Genomic DNA, 11779 nt, shown 5'->3' on the forward strand with positions numbered 1-11779 from the left:
CGGCTGAGCGAATTCAAGGCTGGCCACGCCGGAAACGACGTGGCTTTGGAAGAGCCGTCAGTGGCCGCCCAGCAGGCGTGAAAAACCTCCTGGAGCGCGATTTCACTGCACAGGAACCGGAGCGCAAGTGGGTCACGGACATCACGGAAATAGCCACACTGGAAGGCAAACTCTTCCTGTGCGTAGTGCTCGACCTGTACAGCAAGCTGGTGATCGGTTGGTCGATGCATCACCGCCAGGATCGGCAAATGGTGATCCGAGCAGTGGAGATGGCAATCTGGCAGCGCCAGGGTGACTGGTCAGTGATCCTGCATTCGGATCGCGGCAGCCAATTCACCAGTGCTGACTACCAGCGCTTTCTGAATCGCAACACGCTGGTTTGCAGCATGAGTGCCGTCGGGCATTGCGGCGACAACGCTGCCTGTGAAGGCTTCTTCGGTCAGCTCAAACGGGAGCGGGTTGCCCATCAGTCGTATCGAACTCGCGATGAAGCACGAGCAGATCTATTCGATTACATCGAGCGGTTTCACAACCCGAGAATGCGTCGTAGAGTCGCCAGGTAAGATCTGAAGTTTTCAGCCCTTTTCAAACCGTCCGTGGAAACGGGGTAGAACCCCATTGGACGGTTCGGCTTGAGTGTCCATCGGCTGAAACCCTTGTGGCTACTGGGGTCTCGCCTCTATCCTTCAGATTGAAACGAAATCTTGCGGCGATGGCCGAGCAGGCGCAGCAAGCCGGCGCCAAGGTATTGTTGCTGGGCATGCGCATGCCGCCGAACCTGGGACAGCGCTACACCAGCGCCTTTGCCGATGCCTTCGATTCGCTCGCCGCAGAGAAGGACCTGCCCTATGTGCCGTTCCTGCTCGAGGGGATCGGTGGCGTGCAGGGCATGATGCAGGCCGATCGTGTCCACCCCACGGCGCAGGCCCAGGAATTGATGCTGGATAACGTCTGGCCGGTGCTCGAACCCTTGCTTTGAGGCGGCGGCGCGGCTACTGTCGCGCCCCTCACTGGAGCTCTCGATGTCGCGCTCGGCCTCATCCCTTTTCGCCTATCGACTCATCGTGCCGGACGAGCAGTTCGACCTGTTCGCCTGTCGCGAGAACCGTCTGCATCTGGCATTACGGCAGCTGGAACTCAATGGCCTGGTTGACCGCACCCTTTGCGGCGGCTTTTTGCCTGCGCATCCACGTTGGGCCGAGCCGGACCGTGGTCTGTTGAAGGACCGCCGCTTGTGCCCGTTGTGCCGCGAAGCCTTCGATGCGCGACGCAAGGGCCTTCCGTCTGCGATCAGCGCCTGGTAGCTCGGCGCTGACGGCCGCTTCGCGTACAATCGCCCGATGAACGCCTCCCTCTCGACCAAGGAATCCTGAATGTTTCCGCGCGCGTCCGCTCTTGCCTTGTGTGTCTCCTTCGCCGCTTTGCTTTCTGCGGGACAGAGCGCGGCACTGGAGTTGCCGTTGCCCCCCGAAGGGGAGGATCTGGTCGGCGAGATTCAGGTCATCAAGGCGAAGTACGAGGACACCTTCGCTGCGCTGGGCGAGCAGTACGATCTGGGGTATCTGGAGCTCGTCGCCGCCAACCCGGGCGTCGATCCCTGGCTGCCCGGCGAAGGCACCGATATCGTGCTGCCGACGCGTTTCATCCTGCCGCCGGGGCCGCGCGAGGGGATCGTGATCAACCTGGCCGAGTATCGTCTGTATTTCTATCCGGAAGGCCAGAACGTGGTGCACACCTACCCCTTGGGCATCGGGAGGGAAGGGTGGGGATCTCCAGTGGGCGAAACCCATATCTCCGCCATGACCAGCAACCCGGCCTGGTACCCGCCCCAGTCGATCCGTGACGAGCACGCTGCCGAAGGCGACCCGTTGCCGCGGGTGGTGCCGCCAGGTCCCGACAATCCGCTGGGACCGTACAAGATGACCCTGGCAATGCCGGGTTACCTGATCCACGGCTCGAACAAGAAGTTCGGTATCGGCATGCAGGTCAGTCATGGCTGTTTCCGCATGCTGAACCACAACGTGCTCGAGTTGGCCGGGCGGGTCAAGGTGGGCACTTCGGTGCGCATCATCGACGAGCCGTACAAGTTCGGTATCAGCCAGCAGAAGGTCTATCTGGAAGCCCATACGCCGCTGGGCAGCGAGGAAAAGAACCTGACGCTGATGGACAGGCACGCAGCGGTGGTCAATACGCTGCTGCAACGCGACGAAGATGCCGGCAGCCTGCGGCTGGACTGGGAGACGGTGCGGGAAATCATTGCCGGTGAAGATGGCTTGCCCATTCAGATCGCCGAGCAGAACCAGGCGCTGGCCAGCCAGGAAGAATCGTTGTTCTAAAGTGTTGAAGCGGGTGTCGATATTACTGACGCACATAAAAAAGCCGACCTGTTTGCAGGTCGGCTTTTTTCATTGCCTGAAGCTTACTTGCGGCTGGCGCGTTCCAGCATACGCAGTGCACGCTCGTTGGCTTCGTCAGCGGTCTGCTGAGCCTTCTGAGCGGCTTGCAGAGCCTCGTCGGCCTTGCTGTAAGCCTCGTCGGCGCGAGCCTGAGCACGGGCTGCGGCGTCTTCGGTAGCGGTCAGACGAGCTTCGCTTTCCTTGGTCATGCTGTTGCTGCAACCAGTGGCCAGAACGGCGGCGAAAGCCAGAGCAGAAAATTTCAGAACGTTGTTCATCGTGTTCCCCTTAAGGATGAAATCCATGGCCACTTCCGGTGTGGAAAGTTGGCGCGCACATATTACCTGTTAGTTACGCTAAGTAAACTGAGCCAAAGTAAAGGCTTGCGTGTTTTTCAACGGCTTGACTGGCCTGAAACGGCTTGAACCTTTTCGAGGTTAAATGCCGCTCTGCCACCGTACCGAAAAGTGGACTCTGCGTTGGATGAAAAGTTCGTGCTATCCCTTTGCTTTGTTCAATGATCGCAAAGTGGAAAGCACCCATAACGATAGAATTGTGGGCGAATAGCGCCAGGCGGTAGCATGCTGTCGAGACGGGCGGCATGTATCCAATCACGTGGTCATTCCGGACGCCGAAGGCGGACCTGCTAAGGAGGCAAGATGAGCGACAAATTGACCATCCACCATGATCGGGCGGGGCACCAATTCGAAACTACCGTGGACGGTCACCGCGCCTATCTTGCCTATGTGGACCTGGGCAAACAGACCCTGGATATATACCGAACCTTCGTTCCGGATGCGTTGAGAGGCAAAGGGATTGCGGCAGCGCTGGCGCAGCATGCGCTGGATTACGCCAAGCGTGAGGGCTATGCGGTGATTCCTTCCTGTTCATACGTCGAAAGCTATATCGAACGACAGAGCAAGCAGGCAGACGGGGAGGCCGGCTAATCGGCCCGGCGACCAGGCCACTGATGACCTGGACGCCTGATTAGGGTTAGCCGCGGGAGCGCTTGGGCAATACGTCCTTCAGCTTGGCGTGCATGCTCAGTACGGCTTTTTCGGTGGTGTCCCAGTCGATGCAGGCATCGGTCACCGATATACCGTAGCGGAGCTCGGAGCGGTCTTTCGGAATCGATTGGTTGCCCCAGCCCAGGTGGCTTTCGACCATCAGCCCGATGATGGACTGGTTGCCTTCGACGATCTGGTTGGCGACGTTTTCCATCACCAGCGGTTGCAGCGCCGGGTCCTTGTTGGAGTTGGCGTGGCTGCAGTCGACCATGATGTTAGGGCGGATGCTCGCCTTGCCCAGTTCCTGCTCGCACAGTGCGACGCTGACCGAATCGTAGTTGGGCTTGCCGTTGCCGCCGCGCAGCACCACGTGGCCGTAGCTGTTGCCTTTGGTGGTGACGATGGAGACGCCGCCGGCCTGGTTGATGCCGAGGAAGCGATGCGGGCTGGAGACCGATTGCAGGGCATTGATCGCGACGGTCAGGCTGCCGTCGGTACCGTTCTTGAAGCCCACGGCCGAGGACAGGCCCGATGCCATCTCGCGGTGGGTCTGGGATTCGGTGGTGCGAGCGCCGATGGCGGACCAGCTGATCAGGTCCTGCAGATACTGTGGCGAAATCGGGTCGAGCGCTTCGGTGGCGGTCGGCAGGCCCATTTCGGCAAGTTCGAGCAGCAGCTTGCGACCGATGTGCAGGCCATCCTGGATCTTGAAGGAATCATCCATGAAGGGGTCGTTGATCAGTCCCTTCCAGCCGACCGTGGTACGGGGCTTCTCGAAATACACCCGCATGACCAGGAACAGGCTGTCGGACACCTTCTCGGCGAGCACCTTGAGGCGTTCGGCATATTCACGTGCGGCCTTCAGGTCATGGATGGAGCAGGGGCCAACCACGATGAACAGTCGATGATCCTTGCCATCGAGAATGTCGCGCACCACCTGGCGTCCGTGGGATACGGTCTGCAATGCGGAAGCGGTCAGGGGCAGTTCGTGCTTGAGTTGCTCCGGTGTGATCAGGGTGTCGTTGGAGGCAACGTTGAGGTCGTCGATCGGTAAATCAGCCATCGTGTTACTCGTCAGGGTCACGGATGCCGTCCGCCAGCCATCCCGGTGCGGCGGAGCAGAGCGTAGGTGCAGCGGGAAACCGGAACCTTATCGCGTATTGCCGCGGCTAGACAATGGAATTGACGCATGCTCCCTGCGCTGATTCTTCGCTGGGTGACTGCCGTGCCGAGTGGTTTGCGGCAGAGCGGAACCGTGAAGCGAGTGGACCGGCTGCCGGAGACTGGCGAAGTATCGTGACGTCGCTCATGTTCCGACTCATTGCAGGTGTGCCGTCGTCGGGGTCATTAGTGCTTTGCCTCCGCCCTGCTAAGCTCAATCGGAATCGCGAGGGGGAACCAGCTCATTGGGGCATTCCACGATCCGTTCACGGGTGAGGCAAAAAGTCTAAGGGCATTCATAGGAAAATGATCTAGAATCCGATTTTCCTAGCACCTGTAGTTATAAGGATGGCACTCGGGTTATGTCATCGGTCTTTGAGGGATTTTTATGAAGCTTCAACAACTGCGTTACATCTGGGAAGTGGCGCATCATGACCTCAATGTCTCGGCAACCGCACAAAGCCTGTTCACCTCGCAACCCGGCATCAGCAAACAGATCCGTCTGCTCGAAGACGAACTGGGCGTCGAGGTCTTCGCGCGCAGTGGCAAACACCTGACCCGCGTTACGCCTGCCGGCGAGCGCATCATCAATACCGCTGGCGAAATCCTGCGCAAGTGCGAAAGCATCAAGCAGATCGCGCAGGAGTTCTCCAACGAGAAGCGCGGCACCCTGAGCATCGCCACCACTCACACCCAGGCCCGCTACGCGCTACCGTCGGTAATCAGCACCTTCATCAAGCAGTACCCCGAGGTGTCCCTGCACATGCATCAGGGCACGCCCATGCAGATCGCCGAGATGGCGGCCGACGGTACCGTGGACTTCGCCATCGCCACCGAGGGGCTTGAGCTGTTCGGCGATCTGGTGATGATGCCGTGCTATCGCTGGAACCGCTGCGTGGTGGTGCCGCAGGGACATCCCCTGGCAAGGCTCGAGAAACTCACCCTGGAAGCTCTGGCCGAACATCCTCTGGTGACATACGTGTTCGGTTTCACCGGTCGCTCAAAGCTGGACGAGGCCTTCTCGCACCGAGGCCTGTCGCCGAAGGTAGTGTTCACCGCGGCCGACGCCGACGTGATCAAGACCTATGTTCGCCTGGGGCTCGGCGTGGGCATCGTCGCGCGCATGGCGGTGGATGCGAAGCTCGACAGTGATCTGGTGGTGCTCGATGCCAGCGAGCTGTTCGAGTCCAGCGTCACCCGAATCGGCTTCCGGCGGGGTACCTTCCTGCGCGGGTTCATGTGCGACTTCATCCAGACCTTCGCGCCACACCTTGATCGCGACACGCTGGACAAGGCCATCCAGTGTCGCAACAAGGTCGAGTTGGAAGAGATGTTCGAGGGCGTGGAGTTGCCGACGTACTGATAGAGGCGAGCTGGAGGCTGAAAGCGGGGGCGGGGCGAAAAACCGCCTCTGAGTCTTCAGTCCCGCGCCTGATTCCACCTTACGCCTTGGCGATCAGGTTCCCGGCGTGCAATCCGCATTCCTTCTGCGTGGACTCTTCCCACCACCAGCGGCCTTCGCGCTCGTGCTGGTTCGGCAGGACGGGGCGGGTGCAAGGCTCGCAGCCGATACTGATGAAGCCCCGCTCATGCAGGCTGTTGTAGGGGATTTCGAGCATACGGATGTAGGCCCAGACTTCCTCGCTGCTCATCTGCGCCAGCGGGTTGAACTTGTACAGGTTGCGTTCGGGCGTGGAGAAGGCGCCGTCGATTTCCAGCACGGCGACCTGGCTGCGTGTGCCAGGGCTCTGGTCACGGCGCTGGCCGGTGGCCCAGGCGCGTACGTCGGCCAGCTTGCGGCGCAGCGGCTCGATCTTGCGGATGCCGCAGCACTCGCCATGCCCGTCGCGGTAGAAGCTGAACAAGCCCTTTTCGTTGACCATCGGCTCCAGCAATTTCGGGTCCGGGGTCATGATCTGGATAGGAATGTCGTAGTGATCGCGGACCTGCTCGATGAAACGATAGGTTTCGCTGTGCAGGCGGCCGGTGTCGAGGCTGAACACCTTGACGCTCTTGTTCAGCTTCCAGGCCATGTCCACCAGCACGACGTCTTCCGCGCCGCTGAAGGATATCCACAGGTCGTCGCCGAACAGGTCGAAGGCGAGCTTGAGAATGTCTTGCGGGGATTTGCCGGCATAAGCAGAGGCAAGCTCGGCAACATCGATAGAGTGGCTCATCAGGCGGCTTCCTTGGTTGGCGCTTGGTGCGCTCTGGAGGCTGCGGATGTTAACAAAGAGGCTTTATATCGCTAAATAACCTTTACGGTGGGTTGAGAGGCATTTCGGGAATAAGCCGCTCCGTTGCGTCGTTCAGCCCTTGCCGTTAGAGTGCCGGCTTCATTTTTGCTGCTGTGAGGAGTGGCCCGTGGAAATAGCCTGTCTCGACCTGGAAGGTGTCCTGGTTCCGGAGATCTGGATTGCCTTTGCCGAGGCTACCGGAATCGAATCGCTGCGGGCCACTACGCGCGACATTCCCGATTACGACGTGCTGATGAAGCAGCGCCTGCGCATCCTCGATGAGCATGGCCTGAAACTGTCGGACATCCAGCAGGTGATCTCGACCCTCAAGCCGCTGGACGGTGCCGTCGAGTTCATCGACTGGCTGCGCGAGCGTTTCCAGGTGGTGATCCTGTCGGACACCTTCTACGAGTTCTCGCAGCCGCTGATGCGCCAGCTGGGCTTCCCCACGCTGCTGTGCCACAAGCTGATCGTCGACGACAACGATCGGGTCGTCGATTATCAGCTGCGCCAGAAGGATCCCAAACGCCAATCGGTCATCGCGCTGAAGAGCCTGTACTACCGCGTGATCGCGGCGGGTGATTCCTACAACGACACCACCATGCTGAGCGAAGCCCACGCCGGCATCCTGTTCCATGCACCGGACAACGTCATCCAGGAATTCCCGCAGTTCCCCGCGGTGCATACCTTCGCCGAACTGAAGCAGGAATTCATCAAGGCGTCGAATCGCAAGCTCGCGCTGTAAGGCGGGTCACCTGCCATCCGGAATGCCAGTCAGTTGAGCTGACTGGCATTTTTTTTGGGGATGTTGTGTGAGTCGTCTCTTCAGGCCGTCCTCTTCTGCCAGAGCCAGAACAGCGGTTCGGCGAGGAACATCACCAGGAACAGGCGCAGCACCTGAAGCGCAGTCACCAAGGCCACCGAAAGCTGCAACGCCTCGGCGGTCAGGCAGAGTTCGGTGATGCCGCCGGGCATCATGCCCAGCATCAGCGAGGTACCGTCGAGCGTCGTCAGCCAGCTCAGCGCAGCGGCCAGCGTCGTGGCGGCCAGCATCGCCAGCAGGGTGATCAGCAGGATGCGCAGCAGGAAAGCCGGCGCGCTGCGGAAGAACTGCCGATCGAAATGGCAACCCAGCGAGCAGCCGATCAGCCACTGGCCCAGCTGACCCAGACCTTCGGGCAGGCCGATATGCAGGTCGAACACGACGCTGGCGACCGCGCAGACGGTCAGCGGTCCGAGCATCCAGGGATTCGGTTGCCGGAGCCTTTTCCACAGTATGGCCAGCACGGCGCCGCCAGGCAGCAGCACGGCCAGCCATGGCCAGCTCACGGGCGCCGGCGGTGGCGCCTCGACCGCCGGCAGGCTCCAGGTGAACAGCGCGGGCACGATCAGCACCACCAGCAACAGACGAGTACTGTGCGCCGCGGCGACCTTGGCCGGGTGTGCGGCATGGCGGCTCGCCAGGTTGACCATCTCGCTGGCACCGCCCGGCAGGCTGGCGAAGAACGCCGTGGCGCGGTCGGTGCCGCTGCGCAGCAGGACGAAGATGCCGATCAGGCTCAGCAGCAGGGTGCCGAGGGCGCCGGCCAGTATCACCCCCAGGTGCTGCAATACCTGCTGCATCACCTCGTGGGTGAAATGCAGGCCGATGGCGCTGGCGATCAACCATTGCCCGGTGGCCCGGCCGTGTGGCACTTCCTGGAGCATGCAGCCGCCGCAACGTACCGCGATCACCGCCAGCAGCGAACCGATGATCCAGGGCAGAGGCCAGCCGATCAGGCTCGCCAGGTAGCCGCCGACAGCGCCGAACAGGGGCGTCAGCCACCAGTCCGGCAGCTTGCGGATAGCTCTTCTCAATGCATTGCCCGCTTCAAGCATTCGCCAGTTGAGCCTTCTGCTGGGCGCGTTTGCGCCAGGTGCGCCAGATCGGCAGAACGATCATCAGCACCACCAGACTCCAAACGCCCCAGGTGATCGGACTGGCGAACAGGATGCCCAGGTCACCGTTGGAGATCGACAGGGCGCGGCGCAGGTTCTGCTCCATGAGGCCGCCGAGGATGAAGCCGAGCAGGATGGCCGAGAGCGGGAAATCCATCTTGCGCAGGATGTAACCGGCTACGCCGATGCCGATCATCAGGTACAGGTCGAAGGCAGTGGCATGAATTGCGTAAACGCCGATGGAGGTGATGATGGCGATGGCCGGCACCAGCGCCCAGTAGGGCACGGCGAGGATCTTGGTAAACACCTTGATCATCGGCACGTTCATCACGATCAGCATCAGGTTGGCGACGAACAGCGAGGCGATCAGGCCCCAGACGATCTCCGGCTGGTTCTGGAACAGCAGCGGACCGGGGGTGATGTTGTACAACGTCAGCGCGCCGAGCATCACCGCGGTAGTGCCCGAGCCGGGTACGCCGAGCGTCAGCATCGGCACCATGGAGCCGCAGGCCGAGGCGCTGTTGGCGGTTTCCGGGGCGGCCAAGCCGCGCAGGTCGCCGTCACCGAATCTGTTGTCCTTGTGCGCCAGGCGTTTCTCGCTCATGTAGGCCACCGCGCTGGCCAGGGTCGCGCCGGCTCCGGGCAGGATACCGAGGCCGAAGCCGACCGCGCCGCTGCGCAGATTGGTGGCCAGCACCGAGGCGCCTTCCTTGAGGTTGAACAGCATGCGGCCCTTGGTTTCGATGGCCTTCTGGCCGAAGTGGGTGCGTTCGAGCAGCACCAGGATCTCGCTGACCGAGAACAGCCCGAGCACCAGCACCACGAACTGGATGCCGTCGGCCAGGCCCAGGCTGCCGAAGGTGAAGCGATACACACCGCTGTTGGAGTCGATGCCGACGCAGGAAAGGAACAGGCCGATACAGGCCGCGATGGCGGTCTTCATCGGCTTGTTCCCCGCCATGCCGGCCAGGCAGACGATGGCGAACACCATCAGCACGAAATATTCCGCCGGGCCGAAGGCCACCGCCCATTTGGCCAGCAGCGGGGCGAAGATCACCACGCCGCAGGTGGCCATCAGGCCGCCGACGAAGGAGCTCCAGGCGGAGATCGACAGGGCGATGCCGGCCTTGCCCTGGCGCGCCAGCGGGTAGCCGTCGAGGGTGGTCATTACCGCCGAGGCCTCGCCGGGGATGTTCAGCAGGATCGAGGAAATCCGTCCGCCGTATTCGCAGCCCAGGTACACCGCGGCGAGCAGGATCAGCGCGCTCTCCGGCGGCAGGCCGAGGGCGAAGGCGATGGGGATCAGCAGCGCCACGCCGTTGATCGGGCCGAGGCCCGGCAGCAGGCCGACGACGGTGCCGATCAGAGTGCCGCATAGAGCGGTGATCAGGTTGTAGGGGCTCAGGGCGACGCCGAAGCCCTGGCCGAGGTAGCTCAAGGTTTCCATGGTTCAGTTCTCCAGGGCGGACAGGATGCCCAGCGGAAGGGGTACGTCGAGGACTTTGTCGAACAGCAGGTAGAGGCCGATCGCAACGGCGGTGCCGGTGATCAGGCTGGTACGCCAGCTACCGTCATAAAGGCGCGCCATCGCGATGCCGAACAGGACGCTGGCCGGAATGAAGCCCAGGGGCTCGAACAGGGTGGCGTAGATCACCAGTACCAGTACGCAACCGGCGACCTTGCGCAGTACATGGCGATCCATGGGTGGTTCTGCCGAATGCGCGCTGGCGGTGGCGGGCTTGAGCAGCAGGTAGATCGCGCCCAGGCCTATCAGGGCCAGCAGCAGCACCGGGTAGGCACGGGGGCCGACCGGTTCATAGGAGAAAGGCGCCTGGTAGTTCCAGGCGGTGATGCTCAGCGCCACGCTGGCAACGAGCAGCACCAGGCCGAAGATACGTTGGTACATGAGGAGATTCTCGATATTGGGTGGCTGTCGGGCGGGCACGCGCAAGGCAGCCATCCCTGGCGCCCTGGGCGGCGGGTTCGGTTCCGGAGGTGAGTCGCAGCCATGGCATCCATGGCTGCGAGTCGCGGGTTACTGGATCAGCCCGAATTCCGTGGCCAGCTGCTTGTACTGCATGACCTGCTGCTTGACGTAGGCATCCAGTTCCGCGCCGGACATGGCGAAGGGATAGAGCTGGCGGTCTGTGCGCAGCTGGGCGAAATCTTCCGAAGCGAGCAATTGGTCGAAGGCGTTCTTCCACCAGGCGTAGGCTTCGTCGCTGACCTTCGGGCCGAGGTAGAAGCCGCGAATCACCGGCCACACCACGTCGTAATCCTGTTCCACGGCGGTGGGAATGTCGGCGACCGATTCACCGGGCAGGCGCTCTTCGGAAAGCACGGCAAGGATGCGCATGTCACCGCTTTCGATATGCGGCACGGAGTCGGCGATATCGGTGCTCGCCACCTGGATGTGCCCGCCGAGCAGCGCGGTGGCCAGCTCGCCGCCGCCTTCCATGGCCACGTAGCGCAGCTTGCGGGGATCGATGCCGGCAGACCGGGCGACCAGCGCGGTCTGCATCCAGTCCTGGCTGCCCACGGTGCCGCCGGAGCCGATCACCACCTTGCCGGGGTCGGCCTTGATCGCCTGCACCAGGTCGTCGAGCGTCTTGTAGGGCGAGTCCGCGCGCACGGCGATGGCGCCGTAGCTGGTGCCAACGCCGGCCAGCCACTTCACCGCGCTTTCGTCGAAGCGGCCGAACTTGCCCTGGGCCAGGTTGAGTAGCGAGCCGCTGGAGAAAGCCGTGATGGTGCCGGCTTCGGCCGGGCGCTGGGCGACCACGGCGTTGTAGGCCACGGCTCCGACGCCGCCTGGCATGTAGGTCACGCGCATCGGCGCTTTCAGCAGTTTGCTTTGCACCAGCGCGCTTTGCGCCAGTTTGCAGGTCAGGTCGAAACCACCACCGGGCGCGGCCGGGGCGATGCATTCGGGGCGGCGCGGTTCATCGGCGGCGACCGGACCGGCGAGGGGCAGGCAGGTGGCGGCCAGCAGGGTAGCGAAGAGGGGCATTTTCATCGAGCGGGTCTCCATTGGAGTTTT

13 protein-coding genes and 1 pseudogene are annotated in these 11779 nt (G+C 62.1%); 7 read left to right on the top strand and 7 right to left on the bottom strand.

The annotated features are described in order from the left end of the window. From EA795_RS18700 to EA795_RS18715, 4 genes and pseudogenes are all read left to right on the top strand, one after another. On the top strand, positions 1-563 hold a 563-nt coding region (locus tag EA795_RS18700), incomplete at its 5' end, for an IS3 family transposase (protein ID WP_122078979.1). Between the two features lie 104 nt (positions 564-667). Beyond that, a pseudogene (locus EA795_RS18705) lies at positions 668-979 on the top strand (SGNH/GDSL hydrolase family protein); the annotation flags it as partial. Positions 980-1022: 43 nt separating this feature from the next. Beyond that, positions 1023-1304 (top strand): hypothetical protein, encoded by a 282-nt coding sequence (locus tag EA795_RS18710; RefSeq protein ID WP_014853170.1) that lies wholly within the window; start codon positions 1023-1025, stop codon positions 1302-1304. A 69-nt stretch (positions 1305-1373) separates the two neighbouring features. Continuing rightward, a complete protein-coding gene (locus EA795_RS18715; RefSeq protein ID WP_122078910.1) occupies positions 1374-2336 on the top strand; it encodes a L,D-transpeptidase family protein in 963 nt (320 codons plus the stop codon). Between the two features lie 83 nt (positions 2337-2419). Here EA795_RS18715 and EA795_RS18720 read toward each other — a convergent pair whose 3' ends face one another. Continuing rightward, the gene (locus tag EA795_RS18720) at positions 2420-2674 is read right to left on the bottom strand and encodes an Lpp/OprI family alanine-zipper lipoprotein (protein WP_014853168.1); all 255 of its coding nucleotides are present in this window, start codon (positions 2672-2674) and stop codon (positions 2420-2422) included. Between the two features lie 381 nt (positions 2675-3055). On the opposite strand from EA795_RS18720, the gene EA795_RS18725 reads away from it, so the two are divergent. Continuing rightward, positions 3056-3343, top strand: coding sequence for a GNAT family N-acetyltransferase (locus EA795_RS18725; protein ID WP_014853167.1), 288 nt, complete (start codon positions 3056-3058; stop codon positions 3341-3343). Between the two features lie 46 nt (positions 3344-3389). On the opposite strand, the gene EA795_RS18730 is transcribed toward EA795_RS18725, so the two are convergent. Next, positions 3390-4466: a 3-deoxy-7-phosphoheptulonate synthase gene (locus EA795_RS18730; protein WP_014853166.1), complete on the bottom strand. Its 1077-nt coding sequence runs from the start codon at positions 4464-4466 to the stop codon at positions 3390-3392. Between the two features lie 486 nt (positions 4467-4952). Between EA795_RS18730 and cysB the strand changes: the two genes are divergently transcribed. After that, positions 4953-5927, top strand: a complete 975-nt coding sequence (gene cysB, locus EA795_RS18735; RefSeq protein WP_122078911.1) for an HTH-type transcriptional regulator CysB — start codon at positions 4953-4955, stop codon at positions 5925-5927. Between the two features lie 79 nt (positions 5928-6006). Here the strand turns inward: cysB and EA795_RS18740 are convergent, their stop codons facing one another. Next, on the bottom strand, positions 6007-6741 hold the full coding sequence (locus EA795_RS18740) for a phosphoadenylyl-sulfate reductase (RefSeq protein ID WP_014853164.1): 735 nt from the start codon (positions 6739-6741) through the stop codon (positions 6007-6009). Positions 6742-6928: 187 nt separating this feature from the next. Between EA795_RS18740 and thrH the strand changes: the two genes are divergently transcribed. Next, positions 6929-7546 (top strand): bifunctional phosphoserine phosphatase/homoserine phosphotransferase ThrH, encoded by a 618-nt coding sequence (thrH, locus tag EA795_RS18745; RefSeq protein ID WP_014853163.1) that lies wholly within the window; start codon positions 6929-6931, stop codon positions 7544-7546. Between the two features lie 80 nt (positions 7547-7626). Here the strand turns inward: thrH and EA795_RS18750 are convergent, their stop codons facing one another. From EA795_RS18750 to EA795_RS18765, 4 genes are all read right to left on the bottom strand, one after another. Beyond that, positions 7627-8679, bottom strand: coding sequence for an AbrB family transcriptional regulator (locus EA795_RS18750; RefSeq protein WP_205891503.1), 1053 nt, complete (start codon positions 8677-8679; stop codon positions 7627-7629). Then, entirely contained in the window at positions 8672-10186 is a 1515-nt protein-coding gene (locus EA795_RS18755) for a tripartite tricarboxylate transporter permease (RefSeq protein ID WP_122078913.1), read from the bottom strand. Before EA795_RS18755 ends, EA795_RS18750 begins: the two co-directional genes overlap by 8 nt. Positions 10187-10189: 3 nt before the next feature. Further along, positions 10190-10645, bottom strand: a complete 456-nt coding sequence (locus tag EA795_RS18760; RefSeq protein WP_122078914.1) for a tripartite tricarboxylate transporter TctB family protein — start codon at positions 10643-10645, stop codon at positions 10190-10192. Between the two features lie 129 nt (positions 10646-10774). Continuing rightward, a complete protein-coding gene (locus tag EA795_RS18765; RefSeq protein WP_122078916.1) occupies positions 10775-11755 on the bottom strand; it encodes a Bug family tripartite tricarboxylate transporter substrate binding protein in 981 nt (326 codons plus the stop codon). Positions 11756-11779 lie beyond the last annotated feature (24 nt).

This window comes from Stutzerimonas nitrititolerans (genome assembly GCF_003696285.1).
Classification (GTDB): domain Bacteria; phylum Pseudomonadota; class Gammaproteobacteria; order Pseudomonadales; family Pseudomonadaceae; genus Stutzerimonas; species Stutzerimonas nitrititolerans.

Bases quoted from the DNA above. Each gene is read 5' to 3' on its own strand.
- EA795_RS18765 (WP_122078916.1), bottom strand. From the start codon at position 11,755: ATGAAAATGCCCCTCTTCGCTACCCTGCTGGCCGCCACCTGCCTGCCC.
- EA795_RS18730 (WP_014853166.1), bottom strand. From the start codon at position 4,466: ATGGCTGATTTACCGATCGACGACCTCAACGTTGCCTCCAACGACACC.
- EA795_RS18760 (WP_122078914.1), bottom strand. From the start codon at position 10,645: ATGTACCAACGTATCTTCGGCCTGGTGCTGCTCGTTGCCAGCGTGGCG.
- EA795_RS18740 (WP_014853164.1), bottom strand. From the start codon at position 6,741: ATGAGCCACTCTATCGATGTTGCCGAGCTTGCCTCTGCTTATGCCGGC.
- EA795_RS18750 (WP_205891503.1), bottom strand. From the start codon at position 8,679: ATGCTTGAAGCGGGCAATGCATTGAGAAGAGCTATCCGCAAGCTGCCG.
- EA795_RS18755 (WP_122078913.1), bottom strand. From the start codon at position 10,186: ATGGAAACCTTGAGCTACCTCGGCCAGGGCTTCGGCGTCGCCCTGAGC.
- cysB (WP_122078911.1), top strand. From the start codon at position 4,953: ATGAAGCTTCAACAACTGCGTTACATCTGGGAAGTGGCGCATCATGAC.
- EA795_RS18720 (WP_014853168.1), bottom strand. From the start codon at position 2,674: ATGAACAACGTTCTGAAATTTTCTGCTCTGGCTTTCGCCGCCGTTCTG.
- EA795_RS18725 (WP_014853167.1), top strand. From the start codon at position 3,056: ATGAGCGACAAATTGACCATCCACCATGATCGGGCGGGGCACCAATTC.
- EA795_RS18710 (WP_014853170.1), top strand. From the start codon at position 1,023: ATGTCGCGCTCGGCCTCATCCCTTTTCGCCTATCGACTCATCGTGCCG.
- EA795_RS18715 (WP_122078910.1), top strand. From the start codon at position 1,374: ATGTTTCCGCGCGCGTCCGCTCTTGCCTTGTGTGTCTCCTTCGCCGCT.